Raw genomic sequence first — 24,529 nt, 5'->3', positions numbered from 1 at the left:
ACTCTATGGCGTGGCCTTATGCGGGCAGACCGTCGGCGGTCTGCGCCCCGGCGGCCTGCTCCCCGGGAGCCTCCTCCGCGGCGGATTGCTCGCCAGCGGCCTGCTCCCCGGCGGGCTCCGCCGCCCGCTCCGGCGCTGCCTCCCGCAGCACGTACCGCTGCAGCTTCCCGGTCGGCGTGCGCGGCAGGGAGTCGGCGAAGACGAACTCGCGGGGACACTTGTACGGCGTGAGCTGCCCGGTGGTGAACTCACGCAGGGCGTCCGCCGTTCCGGCCCCCGCGTCCGCCCCCTCGCGGAGCACCACGTGCGCGACGACGACCTGGCCGCGCCGCTCGTCGGGGCGTCCCACGACCGCCGCCTCCGCCACGTCGGGATGGCGCAGCAGGGCCTCCTCGACCTCGGGTCCGGCGATGTTGTAGCCGGAGGAGACGATCATGTCGTCGGCGCGTGCGACGTAGCGGAAGTAGCCGTCGACGCCGCGTACGTAGGTGTCTCCCGTCAGGTTCCAGCCGTCGCACACGTACTCGCGCTGCCGCGGGTCCGCGAGGTAGCGGCAGCCGACGGGGCCGCGCACCGCGAGCAGCCCCGGCTCGCCGTCCGGCACCGGGCTGAGGCGCCCTTCCTGGTCCTTGCGCACCACGCGGGCCTCGAAGCCCGGAACGGCGACGCCGGTCGCACCGGCGCGTGCGTCGTCGTCGGCGGCGGAGACGAAGATGTGCAGCATCTCCGTCGCGCCGATGCCGTTGATCATGCGAAGACCGGTCGTCTCCTGCCACGCCTCGTAGGTGGCCGCGGGCAGGTTCTCGCCGGCGGAGACGCAGCGCCGCAGCGAGGAGATGTCGTACGCACGCTCCCGGCCGGGGGTGTCCGGGGGAGCGGCCGCCAGCTTGGCGAGCATCCCGCGGTAGGCGGTCGGAGCCGTGAACAGCACGGTCACACGGTGCCGTTCGACCGCTGCGAGCATCTGCTCCGGGCCGCTCCACTGCCCGAGCAGCGCGGCCGCGCCGGCCCGCAGCGGGAAGATCACCAGCCCGCCCAGTCCGAAGGTGAAGCCCAGCGGCGGGCTGCCGGCGAAGAGATCGCCGGGTTCCGGACGGAGCACGTGCGTGGAGAAGGTGTCGGCGACGGCGAGCACGTCGCGATGGAAGTGGACGCAGCCCTTCGGCTGCCCCGTCGTGCCCGAGGTGAAGGCGATCATGGCGACGTCGTCAGCGGCGGTCTCCACGGCCTCGTAGCGCTCGGGCTGCGACTCGCACAGGGTCAGCAGATCACCGGGTCCGCCGCCGCCGAAGGGGGTCACGCTGAGCCCGGGTATCTCCGCCTTCTCCAGCTCGTCCAGCGACGCGGCGTCGCACAGCGCGTGGCTGACCTGCCCCATGGCGCACACCGTTCGCAGTTCGTGCGCGCGCTGCGCCGCGATCACGGTCACGGCGACCGCGCCGGCCTTCATCACCGCGAGCCAGCAGGCCGCCAGATGGGGCGAGTTGGGCCCGCGGAGCAGCACGCGGTTGCCGGGGACGACGCCCAGTACGCCGGTGAGGACGTGGGCGATCCGGTCGACGCGCGCACGCAGTTCGCCGTAGGTCCAGCACTCTCCGTCGTCGCTGCGGAAGGCGGGGCGCCCGGCTCCGTACCGTTCGGCGGAGACGTCGAGGAGTTCGGCACCGCAGTTGAGACGGTCCGGATAGCGCAGCTCGGGCCGGTCGAAGACCATCTGCGGCCACTCTTCCGGCGGGGGCAGGTGGTCCCGGGCGAAGGTGTCGACGTGTGCGGACGGGCTCAGGTGCATCGCGGGCCCCCTCGGGGGTGTGCCGTGGGCCGGTGTCGCCGGTGTGCCGTTGAGCGTAACGTGTTGGTGACGACAGTCAACGGTCCGCGATAGAGGATCAGCGACCGGCGGCGCCGGCCGCCGTCAGCCGCGATCAGAAGGAGGCCCGCCGATGCCCGCGTTCGCACTGGAGGCCGAGCAGCGCAAGTGGTGCGAGGAGCTGCGGACGCTGGCCGCCCGTGAGCTCCGCCCGCTCGCCGAAGCCGGCGAAGAGGGACGCATCAACCGCGAACTGCTCGCCGCACTGGGCGAACTGGGCCTGCTCGGGCGCCTCTTCGCACCGGACGGGCGCCCCGCGAGCGCCCTGGACCTGTGCCTGCTGCGCGAATCCCTCGCCTACTCCTGCACCGAGGCCGAGACGGCGCTCGCCCTCCAGGGCCTCGGCGCCGGACCGGTCGCCCTCGCGGGCACGGACGGACAGCGCGCACGATGGCTCACCGAAGTGACCGCGGGGCGCGCGGTGGCCGCCTTCGCGCTGAGCGAGCCGGGCGCGGGCAGCGACGCCGCGGCCCTCGCCCTCGACGCCGAACCGGACGGCACGGGCGCCGGGCACGGCTGGCGCCTGACCGGCAGCAAGACCTGGATCTCCAACGCGCCGCACGCCGACGTCTTCACCGTCTTCGCCCGTACGACCAAGGGCGCGGGCTCCCGAGGCGTGACGGCCTTCCTCGTGCCGGCCGGGCGGCCAGGACTCGGCGGCGAGCCCCTGGAGATGCTCTCCCCGCACCCGATCGGCACCGTCACCTTCGACGGCGTGCCCGTCACGCGGGACGACCTGCTCGGCGAGGTCGACGGCGGCTTCGGCGTCGCGATGCGCACGCTGAACCTCTTCCGCCCCAGCGTCGGCGCGTTCGCGACGGGCATGGCACAGGCGGCGCTGGACGCCGCCGTCGAACACGCGGGCACGCGGCCCGCGTTCGGCGGCACGCTCCGCGATCTGCAGTCCGTCTCCCACCAGTTGGCGGAGACGGCCACCCGCGTCGAGGCCGCGCGGCTGCTCGTCTACGCGGCGGCAGCGGCGTACGACCGCGGCGAGCCGGACATCGCGCGGCGTGCCGCCATGGCGAAGCTGCTGGCCACGGAGACCGCTCAGCGGGCCGTCGACACCGCCGTACAGATCCACGGAGCGGCCGCCCTGCAGCGCGGCCATCTGCTCGAACACCTCTACCGAGAGGTCCGCGCGCCCCGCATCTACGAGGGCGCCAGCGAAGTGCAGCGCTCGATCATCGCGAAGGAGCTCTACCGTTGACCGACGCCAACGCCAACGCCGACGCCAACGCCGACGCCGACGGATCCGCGCCCGGCCCCCGCCCCCACCTCCGGCGGACCAACCCGCCCGAACTCTCCCCGCCCGCCGGCTTCTCGCACGCCGTGACCGCCACCGGCTCGCGCATCGTCTTCCTCGCCGGTCAGACGGCACTCGACGCCGAGGGAGCGGTCGTCGGCGCCACGCTCACCGAGCAGTTCGAGCAGGCGCTCTCCAACCTGCTGACGGCGCTTGCCACTTCGGGCGGCACCCCCGCGGACCTCACGCGCGTCACCGTCTACACCACGGACGTGTCCGCCTACCGCGCCGCGGCCCGCGACCTGGGCGCGGTCTGGCGCCGCCACGCTGGCCGCGACTACCCGGCGATGGCGCTCATCGGCGTCTCCCGCCTGTGGGACGAGGAGGCCCTGGTGGAACTGGACGGCATCGCGGTCCTGCCGTAACTGCGCCTCTGCAGAAGCAGGTTGCACGGAGCGGCCGGATGGTCGTCAGCCCCAGCTGTCCTGGTCGCTAACCGCTCGATCTCTTGCTGCGCTCCGAGGTTGCGGCTGATCTGGCCCTGAGCATCGCGGATCTGGGCGTCCGAGGCCGCCGGGTCCACAGTGACCTGCTCGGCCGCCCGCAGGTCCGCAGAGTCCGTTCCGGCACACCGTGCGCCGGTCGACGATGCGTCAAGGTAATGCTTGATGTTTTGGAGCCCACATAGCAGCAAATACAGTTCTTGCTCCTCCAAGTAGAAAGCATTAGCTTGGCTATATGGGAAGCACTGAGGGCGACCGGCAGACGGCGGAAATGCTGCGGTGGGGAGTGTCGCGACTGGCGTCCCGGCTGCGTGCGGAGCAACCCGGGAGCGGTCAGGAGCTGACGCGTCTCGCCGTGTCGGTGCTGGCGGACCTTCGGCACAGCGGCCCTCTGACGCCGACCGAGCTCGCAGGCATCGAAGGACTGCAGGCACAGTCGCTGACGCGCGTGCTGAACGACCTGGAAGACCGAGGGCGCATCTCGCGCTCACGCGGTCAGGAGGACCGCCGCAGACAGGAGATCGCTCTCACGGACTCCGGGCGGGAGGCGCTGCGGGAGCATGTGCAGGACGGCAACGCTTGGCTTGCCGCCGCGCTGGAGCAGGAGCTGACACCAGCCGAACGCGGTCTGCTGCGCCTCGCGGCCGAGCTGCTTCAGCAGTTGGCAGCCGCAGACGTCTCGGACGCGGCGCCGGGCCACAGGTCCACGTCTGACGGGCATTCCGGTTCGCGAGGGGCGGCCCCGCCCCTGTGACCACTCGCCCGCGGGACGAACCCGCCCCCGGTGCGGGCGACTTGCCGGCCGGGTCAGGCGCCCGGCTCCGACTGATCCTGGTTCTGGCAGGGCTCAGTGCCGCCAGCCCGCTGGCCACGGACATGTACGTACCGGGGCTGCCGCAGATGGCCCGGTCCCTGCACACGGACACCGCGGGAGCGCAGGTCTCCCTGACGGGATTCCTGATCGGAGTCATCGTGGGACAGCTCGTATGGGGGCCGTTGAGCGATGCGGCAGGCAGGCGACCGGTCCTGCTGGCGGGTACGTCGTCCTTCGCCGTCTTCTCCCTCGTGTGCGCTCTGGCGCCGACGGTGGAGGTGCTCGACGCGGCGCGGGTCGGGCAGGGGTTCACAGGCGCCGCCGGCATCGTGGTCGCGCGGGCGGTGGTGTCCGACCTCTTCGACGATTCGCAACTCGCCCGCGTCTTCGCCGCGTTGGGCGCGATCACCGCGCTCGGTCCCGTGATCGCACCGCTGCTCGGCGGGGCGCTGCTCATCATGGCGTCGTGGCGTTCCGTATTCGTGGTGCTGGCGCTCACCGGGCTGCTGCTCACGGCCGGAGTGCTGCGGGAACTGCCGGAGACCCATCACCGGGAGGCACGCACGAAGGGCGGCGTCGGGGGCACCCTCCGGTCCGTCGCACGGGTGGCCCGGCGGCCGGCCGTGCTGGCCCCCGTGCTGGCCGTGGGCTTCGGGTCGGCCGCGGTCTTCGTTTACATCGCCGGGGCGTCCTTCGTCTTCCAGGACGTCTACCACCTCACCTCTTCCTCCGCCGGTGTTGTGTACGGCGTCAATGCCGGCGGAAACGTGGCGGGCAGCCTCGCCTACGGGCGGCTCGCACGCCGGTGGCAGGCCGGGACGCTGCTCATCGCCTCGGCCTCCACCGGACTGGCCGCGTCGGCCGCCCTGTTGGCCGTGCAGACCTTGGCGGGCAGCGGCGTCATCGTCACCTGGACTTGCCTGTTTGTCGCCGTCACCGCCTTCGGGGTCTTCTTCCCCGCCGTGACGACCGTCGCCCTCACTCGCGGCCGTGACGCTCCGGGGGCGACGTCCGCGCTGCTGGGCAGCGGCCAGTTCACGTTCGGAGCGGCCGCGGCGCCCGCGGTCGGCCTGTTCGGTACGCACAGCCCGCTGCCCATGGCCGGGGTGATGACCGCGTGCCTGGGAGCGGCGCTGCTTGCCGCACTGCTGGCGGGAAAGCCGGAGCGGCACCGGCGGGCCGGTGCCCGCGAAGCGTCCGCACGGAGCGTCCGCCGGTGACCGGCGGGGTCAGTTCTCCGGGTCTCTGGGGCAGGCGAACTCGTCCTTCGTTCCCCATGTCGTGTGCTCGTCCCCGCCGTCCCGCAGGCCGCGCTCCAGGGCGATCTCCGCGCCACGCGCTGGAACCGGCCGTATCTCGCGGGATTCAGGATTCATCAGCGCGTTTCAGCGCGGAACTCCGGGCGTGATGCCGAGGGGGTGCCTGTGCATGAGGCTGGTGAGCCCCATGGCGTTCCTCCTGATTAGCTACTTCTTGTGAGAGTACGCCCGAAGTAGAATGATATGCCAGAGTCGTTGACCGACATCGGGTGTGCGATCGACAGAAGTGGCGGGACCCCTCCCGTTCTCGTCCTCGCTTGATGCGCCCTTGTCGCGGTTCGTAGGAGCGGTCATGAACCAGCAGATCGGAAGGGCCGGCGTAAGGCTCATCGCCTCGGCCAACACTCAGCCCGAGGCCTGCGAGCTTCGGGATCGCCTGGCGTCGCAGTTGCGCCGCTCCCAAGTCGCCGGCCGTTACGAGGTCAGGGTGAAGCGGATGGAACGCGGCGCGTGGGGTGTGTACCTCGTGCATCCCGCTTCCCTGCGCAGGTTCGAACGGGCCTTGACCGCGTAGACCTCAAAGCCGGATCCTCCGGCAGCACTCCCTTGGTCGTCCGGGTTCGAGGCGGAGCAACTGACGGATGACCGCCGGGTGTTGGAGCACGCCGGGATCGCGGCCATACGCGACGCGGGGGCCTCCAAGCCCGGTCTTCCAGGACAGTCAAGTTGACTGCCCTGCTTCAACTACGGCCGGGCCTGCGGCGGTTCGGCGCCCCGCCGCCCCCCGCGACACGTCGACGGCCGCCGCAGGGTTCGCGGTGGGGGCGCAGCCGGCGTCAGGCGTGCGGTCCGACGGTCACCGTGCCGACGGTGAGCTGCGGACTTCCTTCGAGCACCGCACTCACGCGTTCCACCTCGCTCGCCAGCGCGGTCCGCTGCGCGGCGGTGAGCTGCACGAGCGGTTCGACGGTGACGTGCAGCCGGCGCCCGGACCTGCGCAGGTGCCAGACGCCCGCGACCGTCCCGTCGATCAGCAGCACCGGGTAGTTGCCGGCCTGGCCGCCGGCAAGGGCGCGTTCCCAGGCCGGGCCGGGGTAGAGGAGTTCACGCGGGCGGGAGGCGATGGCATACGAGTCGAAGTACGGCAGCAGCCGCACACCGCGAGGCGGCTCCGGAGGAAACCGGGTGTCGCCTGCCGTCACCCACCCCTCCCGGCCCTCGACTCCGACGCGCTGGAGGCGGTCCTCCATGGAGCGGAAGAGTTCCTCCGCCCAGAAGCGCGGAGCGCCGAACCAACGCGCGAAGTCCTGTGCCGTGGCGGGCCCGTAGGCGTACAGATAGCGTTCGACGAGCCGGCGCTTGGCTGTGTGTGCGTCGAGCGGTTCCCGGCCTGACATGTGGCGCCGCGGGCTGGTGTAGGTCACCCTGCGGCCCCTGTTCGGGCCGTAGCACAGGAATCCGCGGTGGGAGGCGACGGCGAGAGCCATCCGCCAGCGCGGCCACATCCCCTGGAAGGCCGGCATGACGAGGTCGCCGGCCCACGGCCCGGTGGCTGCGACGACGGCCTCGCTGAGTTCGTCGACGGTCAGCTCCGCGTCCTCAAGCACCTTGCCGACGGCGGCGACGACCTGATCCGTCTGCTCCGCTGTCAGGCGGACTCCCTCGGGGAAGGGGTAGGCGGCCGCAGGCAGAGAGCCGAGCGCACCGAACCACATCGGCAGGTCTGCGGTGGGCAGCAGATGGACCGTGCCGCGCGGGCCGTGCGTCTTGACCAGGCTGTGCCGGTCCCACAGGGCGGCGCGTACGTCGACACGGGTCGCGCTCTCGGTCCGTATCGCCAGGGAGAGTTCGGCGGCGGAGAGGATCTGGGCGTGCGCGCCGCAGAGGGCGCCCGCGATCTCGGCGGGTTCCAACGTGTGCCGCGGCGCCGCGAGGGCGCTGCGCTGGAGCCGTCTCGCGGAGACCTCGCTCCACGACAGCTGAGGGACATCGGAATCCATGGGTCTGGGTGCCTCCTCCGGGCCGCCGCGGTCGCTGAGCGCACGGCGTTCGGCCTCCAGTGTCCACCGGACAGGCGGGAGCACCGGTTCCCTGCCGGAAACAGCCGCTCCCGGGGCTCCGGCAGCTCCGTTCCGGCCCCCAGCCGCCGTGCCCGCTACCCGGCCGGCCGCGCGGCGGCCGTCACCAGGACGAGCGGGATGTCACCGCACGGCCGCAGGCTCAGGCCGTCGTGCACTGCGGCCTCCCCGTCCGCCGCGGGCACCGACGCGAAGTCCGGCCCCTTGAGCAAGGAGCCCGCCAGATGGTGCGCGTACGTCGAAACAGCAACGCGGCCACGGGAGTTGACCAGGCACGCGGGCACCGGTAGCCGCTGCAGCATGGGAATGACGGCCGCCTCGAAGTCCGGCAGATACACGTCGGCCGCGGCGACCCCGTGAAGCGGCCGCCGACGGTCACCGGCGCCGGAAAGGATGCGTCCCGCCCAGCGCATGTCGTCCGACACCGCCTCGGGCAGCCGCATCCGAGCCGTACGGGCTGTACGGGCTGCGCGGCCCGTACCCGTGCGGCCCGCGCCGCCCTCAGAGCACGGGTGCCGCGCTCGGTGCAGCGTCGCTCCGCTCGCCCAGGGCGTCGAGCCGCTCCGGCATCGTGAGACGCACCAACTTGCGCCAGCCGCCGAACCGTTCGAAACCGCACATGGCGTGGATGCCGAGGGCGAGCGTCGCCGTCTTGACCGCGGGCCAGTCCAGGAGCCGTCCCATGTGGGACATCACCGCGAGGGAGACGTCGCGGTGCACGACGACCTCGGCCAGCGCGCACCGCCGCAGACTGCGCCGGATCGCGGACCCGTGCCCCTGTGCGGCAAGGCGCAGCAACTCCTCGTGGCAGTACGCCAGATGGTTGTCCTCGTCGTTGCTGATCATCCTGATGGCGCGGGCGGTCTCGGGGTCGTCACCGCAGCTGTCGAGCAGCATCGCCATCTGCTCGGAGGCCCGTTGCTCGGTGACCCGGCTGTGCGTCAGATAGACGATGACGTCGTGCTCGGTCAGCGGCTCGTCGCGGCGCAGCTTCTCGTGCATGAGGCCGATCCCGCGCCGCTCCAGCAGCATCGTGTAGTCGGTCTCCAGCGGGACCTTGACGGGCTTGAGCCCCCGCTTCTTCAGCAACGCGTTGAAGATCCGGCCGTGCTTGTCCTCGTCCGTGCCGTGCTTGGTGATCTTCGGGGCCAGATGCCGCATGCTCTCCGGCACCAGCGCGGCGATCCGGGCGTTCTCCCAGCCGCCCTGGGCCTCACCGCTCGCGGCGATGGAGCAGAAGAGCTGGAAGGAGCGGTCGTTCTCCAGGATCTCCCGGAACAGATTTCGGGACGAGAGCATCAGTGCCACCTCCGTACGGCGTCCGCACATTCGAGTCAAAGGGGACGGCGGAGAACCGGCAACAGCAGCGCCTTTTCCCTGTGCCAAACGAAGTAAGGCGCGCCTGACCGCCGGCGCCTGACCGCCGCGCCGGACGCAAGGGTCAGAGGCTGCCGATCAGAATCCGCCTCCGCCGAAGTCGCCGCCCCCGAAGCCTCCTCCGTCGAATCCGCCTCCGCCTCCGTCGCCGAAGCCGCCTCCGTCGTCGAATCCGCCGTCGTATCCGGCGTCGCCGTAGCCCCAGGGCCCGATCGAGCTGCCCAGCACCGTACCGATCAGCAGCCCCGGCAGGATGCCGCCGCCGAAGTAGCCGCCCGCCCAGGGCCCGTAGGCGGGGCCCGCCTCCCAGTAGGGCCGCCGCCCTTCGGGGGTGTCCACGGTGCGCGCCATCGGTTCCGCGCCGTCCCGCAGCCGTGCCGCGTCCGCCGCGCAGACCGGGACCGTACGCTCCGTACCGCCCGGCGGCGCCCAGCGCACGTCCTCGACCGACGGTCCGTGGCGCGGGTCGAAGAAGCACGGCATCCTGCGCTCCGGCAGCGGATCGCCGTTCCGCCTGGCCTCCAGGGTGGCGAGCGCGAAGCGCCCGTCCTCCACTGCCTCCGTGACCCCCTTCACGTCCCCTGGCCCGCGTGCGGCCTCCGCCTTCTGCTTCGCCTCGTCGTACTTGTCGATGGCGTGGGTGTAGTCCTCACGCATCGCGTCGTCCGACTCCGGGGCCTGCGGGTCGAAGCCGATGCGGTCCAGCTCCTCGCCGAAGGCCGTGATGTCCTCGTCCACCACGGGACGGAGCTTGTCCAGCTCCTGCCGCTGCTGCTCCTCCTGGCGCTTGCGGGCGCGGTTGCGTACGAGGAAGCCGCCTGCCACGCCGGCGAGGAGCAGCGCCAGCAGCACGACCAGTACGAATCCGCCGCCCGTGCCCCGCGACGGGCCGCCGTCCCAGGAGGCGGGTGCGTCGCCGCGCGCGTCCTTCGTCGCCTCGTCCACGAACCGGTCCAGCTTCGCCTTGGTGTCGCCATCAGAGCTCTCGACGGAGCGGCGCAGACCGTCTACGTCGCCCCGTGACATCACGGACCGGTCGGCCGCCGCCCCGAAGTCGTCACCGAGCGTGACCCCGTAGACGCCTCTGTCGCCGACCTGCGACCGCAGATCCCGCAGCAGGTCCGACTGCGGGAATTCGCGCGCCTTGGGCAGCACGGCCACGAAGACCGGCTTGTCGCGCTTCTCGATCTTCTCCGTGAGGTCCTTGGCGTCGGCGCCGGAGAGCCGGTCCGAGGCGCGCGGATCGACGTAGACGGGACCCTCTCGCAGCGCCGCGGCCGCGTCGCCGACGTCCGCCTTGCCCGACGCGCCCGCGCCGGGAGCCACGGCGAACACCGGCAGAAGGACGGCGGCCACGAGAACCAGGAGCCGCCTCAGAAACCGTGCAGGTCGCTTATGCCGTATATGACTCATGCGCGCCGTGTACCCCGGATCCGTCCCGCACTGCATGCGTTTTCCGTTTCGGCGTGACGGGCGCGGTCTCCGCCTCCTTCGACGGCACGAGCCGCGGCCGTACGGCCCGAAGACGGCACGCGGTCTCGTGTCCGCCGGGCGCCCGGCGCCCGGCGGCGCAGCATTCGCACATCGCGCTGCCCGCGCCGGGTGACGCCGCCGGGCAGCACCGGGCAGGTACCGGTCAGGCACCTGCCACGCACCGGCCCGAACGTCCAAGCCTCTCCCGGCCGTTGGCCGGTCGATCGCCTCGAACCGGCCCTAGGGCGTGTCCGCAAAGTCCCTCCCCCAGACTCCGTCTGGGTGGGGGTCCCCCCAGCGCAGCGTGGGGGAGTGCCCCCAGGACCGCGGGGTCTGGCACGCACGCTCTCCCCCACTTCGTGGGAGGTGCCCCCAGCGTTGTCGGTCGTCGGCGCAGCCCTCCCCCTGGGCCTGGGCGGCCCGGGTGGTACCCCCAGCGCTCTCGCCCCCCGGGCCGAAGGCCCAGGGGGAGGACGACACTACTTTGCCGACACGCCCTAGGAGAGGACCTGCCCGAGCTCCCGGCAGGCCTGCTCCGCGCGCTCGCCGGTCCCCTTGTGTGCCACCAGCCGGGGGAGGTTCTGCGCCGGATGATCCAGGTACCGGGCGGCTCGCCCGGCCACCTGGGCGGCGTCCTCGGCGAGCCCGTTGCCGACCAGCACCGAGACCGCCTTCGGCCACAGCTCCACGGTGTCCATGAGCTCGCGCACCGTCCTCGGCGCGGGTTCCGGCACCGCGCCCGGGTCCGGCACCGTCCAGGAGTGCCTCCCGTGCCGTACGGCGACCGGCTCCTGTCCGGGCAGGTGCACTGTGGCGCGGGTGCCGACGGGCACCACGGCATCGAGGGAGAACCGGCCGTCCGCGCGCTGCCACGCGACCGAGGCCTCGCCGTACGGCGTGAGATGCCGCGCCGAGGCGTGTGTCAGCGGGCGGTGCGGCCGCGGCCGGACAGTGATCTCCCGGTAGCCGGGCGCGGCCGGCGCGAGCCCGGCGACGACGCGGTGCATCCAGTCCGCGACCGCGCCGAGCGCGTAGTGGTTGAACGACGTCATCTGGCCCGGGTTGATCGAACCGTCCGGCAGCATGCTGTCCCAGCGTTCCCAGATCGTCGTCGCACCCATGCCGACCGGATACAGCCACGACGGGCAGCCGCGCTCCAGCAGCAGGCTGTACGCCAGACCGAGCCGCCCGGACGAGGTGAGGGCGTCCGTGATCAGGGGAGTGCCGACGAACCCGGTGCTGATGCGGAAGCCGTTCACGCGTACGAGATCCGCGAGCCGTCGCGCGGCGCGTTCCCGTTGTGACTCCTCGGGAAGCAAGGCCCATTCCAGGGCGAGCGCGTACACCGTCGGTGCGTCGCTGACCATACGGCCCGACGCGGTCACGTACTCGCGGGCGAACGCCTCCCGCGTGCGGGCTGTCAGCGATGCGTAGCGGTCGCCCTCGCCGTCGCGTCCCAGCACCCGGGCCGCCTCGGCGACGATCTCGGCGGACCGGGCCAGGTGCGCGGTGGCCACGACGTCGGCGTCCGCCTTCGCTGCGAACGGGTTGTCAGGCGGGGCGGTGGGGTCTAGCCAGTCGCCGAACTGGAACCCTCCGGTCCAAACGCCGTCCGTGGTCAGTGACGCCACCTTGTCCACCCAACTGCACATGCTGGGGAACTGCCGCGCGAGAAAGGCGGCGTCGCCGTAGCGCTGATACAGCACCCACGGCACGATCACGGCCGCATCGCCCCAAGCGGCCGCCGTGGGGCTCTCCTTGTTCACCGCCTCCTGCGGGTGCCGCAGCTCCGGTATCACCCACGGCACCGATCCGTCCGGATGCTGCTCGGCGGCGAGATCCGCGAGCCAGGAGTCGAGGAATCCGGCGGTGTCGAAGAGAAAGCTCGCGGTGGGAGCGAAGACCTGTATGTCGCCGGTCCATCCGAGCCGCTCATCGCGTTGCGGACAGTCCGTCGGGATGTCGAGGAAGTTGCCGCGCGTGCTCCACACGACGTTCTCGTGAAACCGTTCCAGGTCCGGCTCGGAGCAGGAGAACCAGCCGGTCCGCCGCAGCTGTGTGCCCACGACGACCGCCTCCACGTCGGCTGCCCGCAGGCCGGGAACACCGGTGACCTCGGCGTAGCGGAAGCCGTGGAAGGTCAGGTCCGGTTCGAGCACCGTTTCGCCGGCGTCCGGGAGCACGTAGCTGTCGGTGGCCTTCGCGGTACGCAGCGGGCGGACCCCGAGTTCGCCGTTCTCCAGGACCTCCGCGTGGCGGACGGTGACCTCGTCACCCGACGCCGTCTTCCGTACGCGAAGCCGCACCCAGCCGACCAGGTTCTGCCCGAAGTCCACCAGCGTCTGCCCGGACGGTGAGCGGAAGACCCGGGCGGCGGGCAGGACTTCGGTGACCCGTACCGGCGGTCCGGTGGGTGCGGTCAGCCGGCTCATGTCCGCGTCGAGGACTTCGACGCCGCCAACTGCGGACTCCCGGGCACGCAGATCGGTGCGCTGGCCGTCGTACAACTCGTTGTCGAGGACCCCGCTTTGGCGCGCCGTCCATTGCCCGTCGGTTGCGACCACCTCGTACGAGCCGTCCAGATAGGTCACTTCGAGCTGAGCGCACAAGGCCAGCCGGTCGCCGTAGCTCGCCCGCCGCCCCCCGCCCAGGCCTATCCGGCCGCGGTACCAGCCGTTGCCCAGCAGCACCTCCAGTGTGTTCTCGCCCTCCCGCACCAAGTCCGTGACGTCGAAGGTCTGGTAGCGCAGCCGGTGGTGATAGCTCGTCCAGCCGGGTGCGAGCACCTGGTCGCCCACCTGGCTGCCGTTCAGGGTCGCCGAGTAGAGGCCGTGTGCCGTGGCGTAGAGGCGCGCGGATGCGATGCCCGGGCGGAGGACCGCGGTCCGCGCCAGAACCGGCGCCGGCTCACCGATGCCGCCGATGGCCGACGGGCTGATGAACCGGCCGGTCCAGTCCCCGGGTTCCAGCAGGCCGGTCTCCACGGTGGCCGGGGCGCCGAACTCCGTCCACCGCTCGCCGGAGGCCGCACGGACCCGTACGGACGCCCGCGTGCGTGCCGGAAGCGGCTCGAACGGCCAGGGGACCAGGACCTGTTCGCCCGAGTCGACCCGGACGGTCCTCGTGCCGTCCAGTTCCACCTCGTAGGCGGTCTGGCGCCACTCCGGGTCGTCCGTGGTGACCTGCCAGGACAGGCGCGGCGCCGGCGTACCGGTGCCGAGCGCTGAGTCCAGGTGCTCGAAACGGACAGGGCTGATGTCAGCGGACTTCGCACTCATGCCGGCGTACGCTCCGATTCGATCTGTTCCAGTGACTTGCCCGAGGTGTCGGGCATGAAGAAGTAGCCCACGGTGCCGCTGATGACCAGGAACACCAGCAGCAGCGCCGCGACGGGCTCGATCCCGGTGGTCGCGAGCACGGGGACGAAGAAGCTCCAGATCCCGAGCACGACCCGCGCGGTCCCGAAGGTGAGGCCCTGGGCGGTGCCGCGCAGGATGGTCGGGAACAGCTCCTGGCTGAAGACCTTGTACATCGCCTCACCGGCGAGTGCGGCACCCACGGCCCAGAACAGGATGTTGCCGATGATCACCGGGACGGTGAACGGGAAGACCAGGTAGATCGCGAAAGCGGTGATCTGCATCAACGCGCCGATGCCCCACATCCGTTTGCGGGTGGCGTGGGACCGGTCGGCCAGCCGCATGAACAGCACCAGGGTCGCCACCATGCCGAGGACGAAGCCGAGGGCGGTGAGTCCGACGCTGACCGCCTGACTGCCCGCGTTGAGCGTCTTGATGATGTACGGGTTGAAGATCCCCTTCGTGCCTGCCGCGAGGTTCCAGAACGCGTAGATGGTCACGGTCCACAGCAGCGCCTGGAGATTCGCGCCGTGGAACAGGCTCCGCAGCTTGTGCGGGGCGGACGCCTGCGATGTGGCTGCCTTCTCCCAGCGGGGGGATTCGGACAGCCCTTGGCGCAGGGCCCAGGTGATCATCGCGACCACCACCAGATGCAGGAACACGATGCGTATGCCCAGCATTTCCAGCGGCGCGAGCACGAACGCGAGCACGAGCACGACCAGAGGTCCCGCGTTCCAGGCGACCTGGGTGAAGCCGAGCAGCTTGCCGCGTGCCTTCGCGGGCGAGAACTCGCCCACCAGCGCCAGCGAGGCGGGTACGTCGGCGCCCACCGCGACGCCCACGATGAAGGTGCCGATGAACAGCATCGGCGAGTTGAACGACAGCGCGATCAGCAGCGTCCCCGCCGCGTACACCAGCAGGTCGTACTTGTAGATGCGCTTGCGGCCCAGCTTGTCGCCGAGCCGGCCGCCGATGAACGCGCCGATGGCGCAGCCGATCGCGTTCGGGCCGATCGCGGCGAGCGCGCCGACGGCACCGCTGCTGAGGCCGAGTTCGGATTGGAAGAGGGCCAGTCCGGCACTGAGTGCGACGATGGAGCCGGCGTCGATGTACGACGCCATTCCGGCGAGGATCGCCCACCTCCACTGCTGGCGGGTGATTGTTTCGCCGTCTTCCGCCGGACCCACGCCGACCGCTTCTGAGGATGCCATTCCGGTCTCCTGGTCCTGATTGGCGCATCTCATTGAAACGTATTAATCGGGGGACCGTAACCGCCGCGCGAGTGGGTGACAACACCTGGGACGTGCTTGCGTGATCCTTCTGCCGGCGCCTTCATGTGAACCCGATGCGAACTCCTGTGGCGTCGCGGGGAGTTGCGGGGGTGAGGAATCGCAGGCATGAAGCGGGTCAGGAGCTGCGGGAAGCTCCTGGCAGGTCCGGGTCCGCCGAGGCTCGCGTCGCCTCGGGCGGGCTGTCCCGGTTCCGGCGCCCGGGCGAGGATGCCGCGTCCTTGGCGGCTCAGGAGTGCGTACGGGGGCGAACTCGTGGCGCCGACGGGCCCGAGAACCCTCGGTTCGGATTGAAACGTTTTTCTACTCTGCGAGAGTAGAGTTCGAGGGTGAGAGCGGTGGGGGACGCCGGCAACAGCGTGGGAGGCGGGAGCACCCGCATGGTCAGCATCAAGGACGTGGCGCGCCGTGTGGGCGTGTCGATCGGCACGGTGTCGAACGCGCTGAACAAGCCGGACCGCGTCTCCCCGGACACCCGTGCCCGGGTGATGTCGGCCGTCGACGAACTCGGTTATGTGCGCAGCGAATCCGCGCGTCAGCTCCGTGCCGGGCAGAGCCGCATCATGGCGCTGCTGGTGCTCGACATGCGTAACCCGTTCTTCGTGGACGTGGCGCGGGGAGCCGAACAGGTAGCTCGCGCCGAAGGCTTGGGAGTCATGCTCTGCAACAGCGAGCAGGACGGGACGGCCGAGGAGCTGTACATGTCCCTGTTCGCCGAGCAGCGCGTGCGCGGCGTGCTCGTCACGCCGCTGGACGTGACGGGGGCGACCATGACGTCGTTCCAGCGCCACGGCATTCCGTACGTCTTCGTGGACCGGGTGGTCGCCCCCGAGGAGGCGTGCTCCGTCGCCGTGGACGACGTCGCAGGCGGCGAACTGGCGGTGCGCCACCTGATCGAGGGCGGGCACACCTCCATCGCGTACGTCACGGGGCCGCTGCACCTCGCGCAGTGCCAGGACCGGCTGACGGGCGCGCTGAAGGCCCTCAGCGACGCCGGACTCCAGCCGGAGAGGCTCACGGTGCTGGAGAACGGCGCGGACGACGTGGCGTTCGGCCGCGACGCCGGCTCACGCTTCCTCGGCATGCGCTCGCGGCCCACCGCGATCTTCTGCTCCAACGATCTGCTCGCGCTGGGCGTGCTGCAGACCCTGTTCGCGGCAGGCGTGCGCGTGCCCGAGGAGGTCTCGATCGTGGGCTACGACGACATCGAGTTCGCGGAGGCCGCCGCGGTTCCGCTGACGTCGGTCCGCCAGCCCGCGGTGACCATGGGCCGGACCGCGGCCGAGTTGCTGATCCACGAGACCGGCCGGGACCCGGGGCATGTGCACCAGAGCATCTCTTTCCAGCCCGAACTCGTGGTGCGGCGTTCCACCTTGCCCGGCCAGCGCTGAGCCGCAACGACGCCGGTGGCGTCAAGTGGTCCATCTCCGGACGGGTATGCCGGCGTTCTTGGCGAGTTCGGCGCATGCGTTGCCGTCGTGGGAGCCGTGGGGCTTGGGCCGGCGGCATTTGCTGGAGGTGCAGGGCCCGATGAAGACGAGGCACAGGTCGGCGCCGGCGTTGACCATGCGCTGATTGCGGATGTAGCCGGCGTCATTGCCGTCGGTTTCCCAGTCGGCGGGGTGGGGTTCGGCGGGGATGCGGTTGGAGGCGCACCAGCCGGCCGCTTCCCGGTCGGCGCCGTGCGGGCAGGCGCCGTGTATGACGAGGATGCTGTCGGCGCCGTCCTGGAGCGCGTCGTGCCAGGCCTCCAGGAGCGCGTCGGCGGTCTGCTGTCCGTCCTCCCAGGTGCGGGAGCCGGTGACGAGCACACGGCGGATGTCGGTCATGCGGCGCCTCTTCTCGTACGAGTCGGAGGTGTGCGGCGGGTGCGAGGCCGGCCGGGGCGCCTGTCCGCCGTGACGTCTGCGCGACTCGGTTCTCGCTTGCGTCATGATGCGGCCTGGGTGAGGGAACGGCAGCGTGATCGCGGGGATGGCCGGGTTGGTCCGGTTTGGCCGCTGCGCCGGGGGCGGCTCGCCTCCGCGGCGGCGAGCGGTCCGGACAGGAGCCGTACCCCGTCAGTTGTACGCGGGCAGGTGAGCGTACGCCCCGGAGCGCAAACCGGGATCCACCTGGAGGCCCCCGAAATTCCGGGTCCGTGCTTCTAGGGTTCGAGCATGGAGCTGCGAAAGAGGCGTGGGATACGGCTGGCCCGGCTGTCGGCCCGACTGCGCGCCAGGGCGCGCGGCGGCCGGAGACGGCTGCTCGTCGGGGGTGCCGCCCTCATCGTGCTCGCCGCCGCAGGCACCTGGAACGCGACTGCCTCCGAGGGGCAGCCGTCCGTCCGGCAGGCGGACCGCGCCTTCGACATGCCTGGTGCGCAGATCGACACGTCGTACTTCACCTCGGGCTCCCGGTCCGTGCGGCGGCCCGCGGTGCTGCTCGGCCACGGTTTCGGCGGAAGCAAGGACGATGTGCGGGCCCAGGCGCAGAAGCTGGCCCGCGAGGGATACGCCGTACTGACCTGGTCGGCGCGCGGCTTCGGAGCCTCGACCGGCGAGATCGGCCTCAACGACCCGGATCACGAGGTCGCGGACGTCTCCCGCCTGATCGACTGGCTGGCCCAGCGCCCCGAGGTGCGCCTCGACAAGACCGGCGACCCGCGGGTCGGGCTGGCCGGCGCCTCCTACGGCGGCGCGATCTCGCTGCTCGCGGCCGGACACGACGACCGGGTCGACGCCATCGCGCCGCGGATGACCTACTGGAACCTGGCCGACGCGCTGTTCCCGGACGGGGTCTTCAAGAAGCTCTGGGCGGGGGTCTTCTTCGGCTCCGGCTCGCCCGAGGGCGGCTGTGGCCGCTTCGCAGCGGAGCTGTGCGAGATGTACGAGCGTGTGGCCGTGAGCGGCAAGCCGGACGCGGCCGCACGTGAACTGCTCGAAGCCCGCAGCCCGTCCGCGGTCGGTGACCGGATCGAGGTGCCCGCGCTGATCGCCCAGGGCCAGTCCGACTCCCTCTTCCCGCTCGGCCAGGCGGACGCCATGGCCGAGGCGATCCGGGCCAACGGTGCGCCCGTCTCCGTCGACTGGTTCGCGGGCGGACACGACGGCGGCGACCTGGAGACGGCCCGCCTCGACGCCCGTACGACGGCCTGGTTCGACCGCCATCTGAAGCGCGGCAAGGGCGTGGAGGCAGGACCGGCCTTCCGCATCAGCAGGGCCGGAGGGATGGACTCCACTGACGGCACCCTCCAGACGCGGGGCGCCACCGGCACCGCCTACCCCGGGCTGAACAGTGGTGCCCGCACGGTCGCCCTCGACACCGCGGCGAAGCCCTTCGAGAACCCGCCGGGCGCCGGACCGCCCTCGATCTCCGCCGTTCCCAGCCTGGGCAGCGGCCTCTCCCGGCTGTCCTCCCTCGGTGTCGGCGGGCTGAACATCGACTTCCCCGGACAGCACGCCCGCTTCGACTCCGAGCCGCTGAAGAGTTCCCTGCGCATCACGGGCTCACCCACGGTCAAGGCGCGGGTGAAGTCCGACGGTGCCGGCAGCTCCGACGGGGCCGTGCTTTTCGCGAAGGTGTACGACGTCGGGCCGGACGGAAGCCGGACCCTGCCCTCCCAGCTCGTCGCTCCCGTCAGGGTCGCCGACGCCCGGAAGGGCCGCACCGTGGAACTCCGCCTGCCCGCCGTGGACTACGAGATCGAGGCGGGCCACCGGTTGCAGCTCGTCCTCGCCGCCACCGACCTCGGCTATGCGTCCCCGGCCGAACCGAGCTCGTACACCGCGTCGCTGGAGAGCGGACTGAGCGTTCCCACCGCTGACGGTGTCAGCACCGAAACCGCCCCGCTGCCCGCCTGGGTCTGGGGTCTTCCGCTGGCCGGTGCCGTCGCCGCGGTCCTGCTGGTGTACGGCAGGCGCCGCACCCCGGCCCGGGCCCCGGCCCCGGCTCGCGATCCGAAGCTGACCGAAGTGCCGCTGGAGATCACCGGGCTGACGAAGCGCTACGGGAAGTCCGCCGGCAGATATGCCGTTCGCGACCTGTCCTTCCGCGTCGAGAAGGGACAGGTGCTCGGTCTCCTCGGCCCGAACGGCGCGGGCAAGACCACCGCGCTCCGCATGCTGATGGGCCTGGTCGAACCCGACGAGGGCGGGATCAGGATCTACGGCCATGCCGTACGGCCCGGCGCGCCGGTGCTCTCCCGGGTGGGCGCCTTTGTCGAGGGCCCGGGTTTCCTGCCGCACCTGTCCGGGCGGACCAACCTTGAGCTGTACTGGGCCGCGACCGGCCGTCCCGCGAGCGACGCCCACATCGAGGAAGCCCTGGAGATCGCCGGCCTCGGAGACGCGATCCAACGCGCCGTACGCACTTACTCCCAGGGCATGCGGCAGCGACTGGCCATCGCCCAGGCCATGCTCGGCCTGCCCGATCTGCTCATCCTCGACGAGCCGACCAACGGACTCGATCCGCCGCAGATCCGCGAGATGCGCGAGGTCGTGATCCGGTACGCGGCCGAGGGCCGCACCGTGATCGTCTCCTCCCACCTCCTGGCCGAGGTCGAGCAGACCTGCACACACCTTGTCGTCATGGACCGCGGCCGACTGGTGCGGGCGGACACGGTCACGGAGATCACCGGCTCCGGCGAGACGCTGCTCGTCGGCATCGACGGCCCGCCTCTGTCGGACGCGGTGGTGGGCAAGGTGTCAGGACTGCCGGGCGTCAGCTCCGCCGTACGGACCGACGAGGGCTTGCTCGTACGGCTGGATGGCGCTAGCCCGTCCCAATTGCTCGCGGAACTCGTCGGGATGGAGATACCGGTGAATGGCCTCGGCCCGCACCGCCGCCTGGAGGACGCCTTCCTCACCCTCATCGAAGGAGAGACCTCGTGACCGCCCAGTCGGAGACCGCGTCCGGCTACCGGCCGGGACACACCCTCCCCTTCCGGGTGGAGGCCGTACGTCAGCTGCGACGCCGTCGCACGACGGTGGTGGCCGTGATCCTCACCGTCCTTCCCTTCGTCCTGGTCGCGGCCTTCGCGATCGGTGGGGGCAGCGGTGGGGGCGGCGGTGACGGCGGCGGTGCGGGCCAGGAGCAACGGATCGACCTGATGGACACCGCCACCGCGTCCGGACTCAACTTCGCCACTTCGGCGCTGTTCCTCTCCGCCGGATTCCTGCTGGTCATCCCGGTGGCACTGTTCTTCGGAGACACCGTCGCCTCGGAGGCGGGGTGGTCGTCGCTGCGCTATCTGCTGGCCGCGCCCGTGCCACGTGCGCGCTTGCTGTGGAGCAAGCTGGTGGTGGCGCTGACCTTCAGCCTGGCCGCGATCGTGCTGCTGCCCGCCCTCTCCCTGGCCGTCGGCGCGGTCGCCTACGGGTGGCACCCGCTGCAGAGCCCGACGGGCAGCTCGATTCCCGCCACCGACGCCCTGTTCAGGCTGGCCCTCGCCGTCGCATACGTCTTCGTCGGCCAACTCGTCACGGCAGGGCTGGCGTTCTGGCTCTCCACCATCACCGATGCGCCGCTGGGTGCGGTCGGCGGAGCGGTCGGGCTGACCATCGTCGGGAATCTGCTGGACGCGGTCGAAGCCCTCGGCTCCTGGCGGGAGTTCCTGCCGGCGCACTGGCAGTACGCGTGGGCGGACGCGATACAGCCCCAGCTGGAGTGGACGGGGATGATCAAGGGCGCTTCCGTCTCGGTCTCCTTTGCGCTGGTGCTGTTCGCCCTCGCGTTCCGGGGGTTCGGACGGAAAGACGTGGTTTCCTGATCCACCCGGAGCCACCCTGATCCACCCGGGGAACGGCACCGACCGCCGCACCGAACCGGATTCGAGCCTTCGCGTCGTTGGAAACGGTGTCTGAACACTTGGACAACCCGCCGACTGGCTTCCGTCGCCCTCATACGCTGCGGGCCGTGGGTGAGAGAGCAGCCTCGGACGGCAGCCGGCGGGCCAGGATCCGGGCCCGAGTCCGGGACAGGTTTCCGGCCGTGGTGCGGGCCGTGCCGTGGGTGACCACCGGACTGGCCGCCGTGCTGGTGCTGTTCGGCCTGCTCCTGCCGAACTCGCTCGACCGCCTCACGCTCGGCACGCTCGTACGCATGCCCGTGGAGGCGATATACCTTGCCGCTCTGCTGCTCGTCCTGCCGCCGAGGGCGGGCCGGCTGGTGTCTCTGGCAGCCGGGGTGAGCCTCGGACTGCTGACCGTCCTGCGGTTCATCGACATGGGCTTCTACTCGGTTCTCGACCGGCCCTTCGACCCGGTGCTCGACTGGATCCTGTTCGACGACGCCGAGGAGTTCCTCCGGACGACGGTGGGCCGGGCCGGTGCGGTGGCCGTCGCGGCCGGCATCGTGATCCTGGTTCTCCTGCTGCTCGTTCTGATGACTCTGGCAGTCCGCCGGCTGAGCGGCCTCGTGGTACGGCACAGCGTCGTAGCGACCCGCACCACCCTGGTTCTCGGGGCGGCCTGGATCACGATCTCGTCGCTGGGCCTGCAGGCCGTCGACGGCATACCGTTCGCCTCCAAGGCCACCTCCAGGCTCGTACAGGAACGTGTGATGCTGCTGAGGAAGGGGCTGAACGACGGGCAGGCGTTCGCAGAGCAGGCCGCGGTCGACGACTTCCGCGACACCCCGCCGGACAGGCTGCTGACCGGGCTGCGGGGCAAGGACGTCATCTTCGCCTTCATCGAGAGCTATGGCCGCGGTGCCGTCGAGGATCCGGAGATGGCGCCCCAGGTCGGCGCGGTGCTCGAGAACCAGAACGACCGGCTGCGCGAGGCCGGATTCTCGTCCCGGAGCGGCTGGCTCACCTCGCCGACGACGGGCGCAGGCAGCTGGCTGGCCCACTCCACGCTCATGTCGGGGTTGTGGATCGACAACAACCAGCGCTACCGCACCGCCACCGCGAGCGACCGCTTCACCCTCACCGGCGCCTTCCAGCGCTCCAAGGCATGGCGGACGGTCGGCATGATGCCCGGCGTCCGGCGCTCCTGGCCGGAGGGGCAGTTCTACCACTTCGACAGGATCTACGACTCCCGTGAAATGGGCTACAGGGGCCCGATGTTCAGCTGGTCGCCCGTGCCCGACCAGTACACGATGCAGGCCTTCGAACGCCTGGAGAACGGCAAGAAGGACCGCAAGCCGTTGATGACGACCGCCATCCTCGCCACCAGCCACAACCCCTGGGCGCCCCTGCCCACGACGGTCGGCTGGGACGAGATCGGTGACGGATCGGTCTACCGCGCACAGAAGAAGGCAGGCAAGGACCCCAAGGAGGTGTGGAAGGACCCGGACCAGGTGCGCACGGAGTACCGGCGTTCCGTCGAGTACTCGATACGCAGCCTCACCGACTACGTGGCGAAGTACGGCGACAAGGACACCGTGCTCGTCTTCCTCGGCGACCACCAGCCCGTACCCACGGTCGTCGGCAACGACGCCAGCCGCGACGTTCCGATCACGGTCGCCGCGCAGGATCCGAAGGTGATGGACCGGATATCCGACTGGGGCTGGGAGGACGGCCTGAAGCCCGGCAAGGAGGCGCCGGTCTGGCGGATGGACAGCTTCCGCGACCGCTTCATGACCGCCTACGGTCCCAAGTCCCGGTGAACACCGCCCACATGTGCGCGGGGGCGTCCCGGATCGCTTCGTCGCCGCGGAGGCGCACGCAGGGTGCGGCGACTCCGGCCGCTCAGATGTCGCGGAACGTCTCGATCTGCGCGCCCACTTCGTTGAGCCGCTCGGCGAGATCCTCGTAACCGCGGTTGATCACATAGACGTTGCGCAGCACGGACGTGCCCTCCGCCGCCAGCATCCCCAGCAGCACCACGACCGCGGGCCGCAGCGCCGGCGGGCACATCATCTCCGCGGCGCGCCAGCGCGTCGGGCCCTCAACCAGCACCCGGTGCGGGTCGAGGAGTTGGAGGCGCCCGCCGAGGCGGTTGAGGTCGGTGAGGTAGATGGCGCGGTTGTCGTAGACCCAGTCGTGGATGAGGGTCTGCCCCTCGGCGACCGCGGCGATCGCGGCGAAGAAGGGGACGTTGTCGATGTTGATGCCCGGGAACGGCATCGGGTGGATCTTGTCCGCCGGTGCCTCCAGCTTGGAGGGCCGCACCGTCAGGTCGACCAGGCGCGTACGGCCGTTGTCCGCCGCATACTCCGGGCTGCGGTCGGTGTCGAGGCCCATCTCCTCCAGTACCGCGAGCTCGATCTCCAGGAACTCCACCGGCACCCTGCACACGGTCAGTTCGGAACCGGTGACGACCGCGGCCGCCAGCAGGCTCATCGCCTCCACCGGGTCCTCGGAGGGGGAGTAGTCGACGTCGACGTCGATCTCGGGAATGCCGTGCACGGTCAGCGTGGTCGTGCCGACGCCCTCGACCTTGACGCCGAGCTGCTCCAGGAAGAAGCACAGGTCCTGGACCATGTAGTTGGAGGAGGCGTTACGGATCACGGTCACGCCGTCGTGCCGCGCGGCGGCCAGCAGCGCGTTCTCGGTGACGGTGTCGCCTCGCTCGGTCAGCACGATGGGGCCGCCGGGAGTGACGGAGCTCTCTACCACGGCGTGGTAGAGGCCTTCGGTCGCCGTGATCTCCAGCCCGAAGCGGCGCAGGGCGATCATGTGCGGCTGCACGGTGCGCGTGCCGAGGTCGCAGCCGCCCGCGTACGGAATGCGGAACTGCTCCATCCTGTGCAGCAGCGGACCGAGGAACATGATGATGCTTCGCGTGCGGCGGGCGGCGTCCGCGTCGATGGCTTCCAGGTCCAGCTCCGCCGGTGGCACGATCTCCAGATCCGCGCCGTCGTTGATCCAGCGGGCGCGCACGCCGATGGACGAGAGCACCTCCAGGATGCGGAAGACCTCTTCGATACGGGCAACCCGGCGCAGCACCGTACGCCCGGAGTTGAGCAGCGAGGCGCACAGCAGGGCGACGCACGCGTTCTTGCTCGTCTTTACGTCGATGCTCCCGGACAGGCGGCGCCCGCCGACGACGCGCAGATGCATCGGGCCCGAGTAGCCGAGGGAGACGATCTCACTGTCGAGGGCCTCGGAGATGCGCGCGATCATCTCAAGACTGATGTTCTGGTTGCCCCGCTCGATGCGGTTCACCGCGCTCTGGCTCGTACCCAGGGCCTCTGCGAGTTTCACTTGTGTCCAGCCCCGGTGCTGACGGGCGTCGCGGATGAGTTGCCCGATGCGGGCCAGGTAGTCATCAGTCATAGCCATCAGAATATCTCACATGTGAGATGACTTCGCATCGAGGGTGTGTCCGTGCAGTGTGCATG

At 70.9% G+C, this 24,529-nt stretch carries 19 protein-coding genes; 9 read left to right on the top strand and 10 right to left on the bottom strand.

The genetic code is table 11. The features are described from left to right. Positions 1 to 16: 16 nt before the first annotated feature. Complete coding sequence (locus ACSMXX_RS05725; protein WP_473182952.1) at positions 17 to 1,789, bottom strand: AMP-binding protein; 1,773 nt, start codon at positions 1,787 to 1,789, stop codon at positions 17 to 19. A 151-nt stretch (positions 1,790 to 1,940) separates the two neighbouring features. On the opposite strand from ACSMXX_RS05725, the gene ACSMXX_RS05720 reads away from it, so the two are divergent. The 4 genes from ACSMXX_RS05720 (at position 1,941) to ACSMXX_RS05705 (ending at position 5,650) form a co-directional block, all read left to right on the top strand. Next, complete coding sequence (locus ACSMXX_RS05720) at positions 1,941 to 3,077, top strand: acyl-CoA dehydrogenase family protein (RefSeq protein ID WP_473182951.1); 1,137 nt, start codon at positions 1,941 to 1,943, stop codon at positions 3,075 to 3,077. Between the two features lie 122 nt (positions 3,078 to 3,199). Continuing rightward, positions 3,200 to 3,538, top strand: coding sequence for a RidA family protein (locus ACSMXX_RS05715; RefSeq protein WP_473184650.1), 339 nt, complete (start codon positions 3,200 to 3,202; stop codon positions 3,536 to 3,538). Positions 3,539 to 3,851: 313 nt separating this feature from the next. Beyond that, on the top strand, positions 3,852 to 4,370 hold the full coding sequence (locus ACSMXX_RS05710; RefSeq protein ID WP_473182950.1) for a MarR family winged helix-turn-helix transcriptional regulator: 519 nt from the start codon (positions 3,852 to 3,854) through the stop codon (positions 4,368 to 4,370). Further along, a complete protein-coding gene (locus tag ACSMXX_RS05705) occupies positions 4,367 to 5,650 on the top strand; it encodes a multidrug effflux MFS transporter (RefSeq protein WP_473182949.1) in 1,284 nt (427 codons plus the stop codon). The genes ACSMXX_RS05710 and ACSMXX_RS05705 overlap by 4 nt, the downstream gene beginning before the upstream one ends. 9 nt (positions 5,651 to 5,659) lie before the next feature. Here ACSMXX_RS05705 and ACSMXX_RS05700 read toward each other — a convergent pair whose 3' ends face one another. Next, positions 5,660 to 5,806 (bottom strand): hypothetical protein, encoded by a 147-nt coding sequence (locus tag ACSMXX_RS05700; protein ID WP_473182948.1) that lies wholly within the window; start codon positions 5,804 to 5,806, stop codon positions 5,660 to 5,662. Positions 5,807 to 6,041: 235 nt separating this feature from the next. Between ACSMXX_RS05700 and ACSMXX_RS05695 the strand changes: the two genes are divergently transcribed. Then, positions 6,042 to 6,263, top strand: coding sequence for a hypothetical protein (locus ACSMXX_RS05695; RefSeq protein ID WP_473182947.1), 222 nt, complete (start codon positions 6,042 to 6,044; stop codon positions 6,261 to 6,263). A gap of 262 nt (positions 6,264 to 6,525) precedes the next feature. Here ACSMXX_RS05695 and ACSMXX_RS05690 read toward each other — a convergent pair whose 3' ends face one another. The 6 genes from ACSMXX_RS05690 to ACSMXX_RS05665 form a co-directional block, all read right to left on the bottom strand. Next, the gene (locus ACSMXX_RS05690; RefSeq protein WP_473182946.1) at positions 6,526 to 7,689 is read right to left on the bottom strand and encodes a winged helix DNA-binding domain-containing protein; all 1,164 of its coding nucleotides are present in this window, start codon (positions 7,687 to 7,689) and stop codon (positions 6,526 to 6,528) included. Between the two features lie 155 nt (positions 7,690 to 7,844). After that, a complete protein-coding gene (locus ACSMXX_RS05685) occupies positions 7,845 to 8,210 on the bottom strand; it encodes a hypothetical protein (protein ID WP_473182945.1) in 366 nt (121 codons plus the stop codon). A gap of 58 nt (positions 8,211 to 8,268) precedes the next feature. Next, positions 8,269 to 9,066: a ferritin-like domain-containing protein gene (locus tag ACSMXX_RS05680; protein ID WP_473182944.1), complete on the bottom strand. Its 798-nt coding sequence runs from the start codon at positions 9,064 to 9,066 to the stop codon at positions 8,269 to 8,271. Between the two features lie 156 nt (positions 9,067 to 9,222). Next, positions 9,223 to 10,557: a hypothetical protein gene (locus ACSMXX_RS05675; RefSeq protein WP_473182943.1), complete on the bottom strand. Its 1,335-nt coding sequence runs from the start codon at positions 10,555 to 10,557 to the stop codon at positions 9,223 to 9,225. A gap of 557 nt (positions 10,558 to 11,114) precedes the next feature. Continuing rightward, a complete protein-coding gene (locus ACSMXX_RS05670) occupies positions 11,115 to 13,895 on the bottom strand; it encodes a family 78 glycoside hydrolase catalytic domain (RefSeq protein ID WP_473182942.1) in 2,781 nt (926 codons plus the stop codon). Continuing rightward, the gene (locus ACSMXX_RS05665) at positions 13,892 to 15,184 is read right to left on the bottom strand and encodes an MFS transporter (protein WP_473182941.1); all 1,293 of its coding nucleotides are present in this window, start codon (positions 15,182 to 15,184) and stop codon (positions 13,892 to 13,894) included. Before ACSMXX_RS05665 ends, ACSMXX_RS05670 begins: the two co-directional genes overlap by 4 nt. Before the next feature lie 458 nt (positions 15,185 to 15,642). On the opposite strand from ACSMXX_RS05665, the gene ACSMXX_RS05660 reads away from it, so the two are divergent. Beyond that, positions 15,643 to 16,653: a LacI family DNA-binding transcriptional regulator gene (locus tag ACSMXX_RS05660; protein WP_473184649.1), complete on the top strand. Its 1,011-nt coding sequence runs from the start codon at positions 15,643 to 15,645 to the stop codon at positions 16,651 to 16,653. A gap of 21 nt (positions 16,654 to 16,674) precedes the next feature. Here ACSMXX_RS05660 and ACSMXX_RS05655 read toward each other — a convergent pair whose 3' ends face one another. Continuing rightward, positions 16,675 to 17,091: an SLOG family protein gene (locus ACSMXX_RS05655; protein WP_473182940.1), complete on the bottom strand. Its 417-nt coding sequence runs from the start codon at positions 17,089 to 17,091 to the stop codon at positions 16,675 to 16,677. A 330-nt stretch (positions 17,092 to 17,421) separates the two neighbouring features. On the opposite strand from ACSMXX_RS05655, the gene ACSMXX_RS05650 reads away from it, so the two are divergent. The 3 genes from ACSMXX_RS05650 (at position 17,422) to ACSMXX_RS05640 (ending at position 22,852) form a co-directional block, all read left to right on the top strand. Beyond that, a complete protein-coding gene (locus tag ACSMXX_RS05650) occupies positions 17,422 to 20,133 on the top strand; it encodes an alpha/beta fold hydrolase (protein ID WP_473182939.1) in 2,712 nt (903 codons plus the stop codon). Next, positions 20,130 to 21,011: an ABC transporter permease gene (locus ACSMXX_RS05645; RefSeq protein ID WP_473182938.1), complete on the top strand. Its 882-nt coding sequence runs from the start codon at positions 20,130 to 20,132 to the stop codon at positions 21,009 to 21,011. The genes ACSMXX_RS05650 and ACSMXX_RS05645 overlap by 4 nt, the downstream gene beginning before the upstream one ends. Positions 21,012 to 21,157: 146 nt before the next feature. After that, a complete protein-coding gene (locus ACSMXX_RS05640) occupies positions 21,158 to 22,852 on the top strand; it encodes an alkaline phosphatase family protein (RefSeq protein WP_473182937.1) in 1,695 nt (564 codons plus the stop codon). Between the two features lie 82 nt (positions 22,853 to 22,934). Here the strand turns inward: ACSMXX_RS05640 and ACSMXX_RS05635 are convergent, their stop codons facing one another. Further along, positions 22,935 to 24,464: a helix-turn-helix domain-containing protein gene (locus ACSMXX_RS05635; RefSeq protein WP_473182936.1), complete on the bottom strand. Its 1,530-nt coding sequence runs from the start codon at positions 24,462 to 24,464 to the stop codon at positions 22,935 to 22,937. Between the last annotated feature and the right edge of the window lie 65 nt (positions 24,465 to 24,529).

The sequence above is a fragment of the Streptomyces sp. DSM 116795 genome (genome assembly GCF_055792905.1).
Note: the sequence above shows the minus strand (reverse complement) of the source record. Positions and strands in the feature narration are given on the sequence as shown.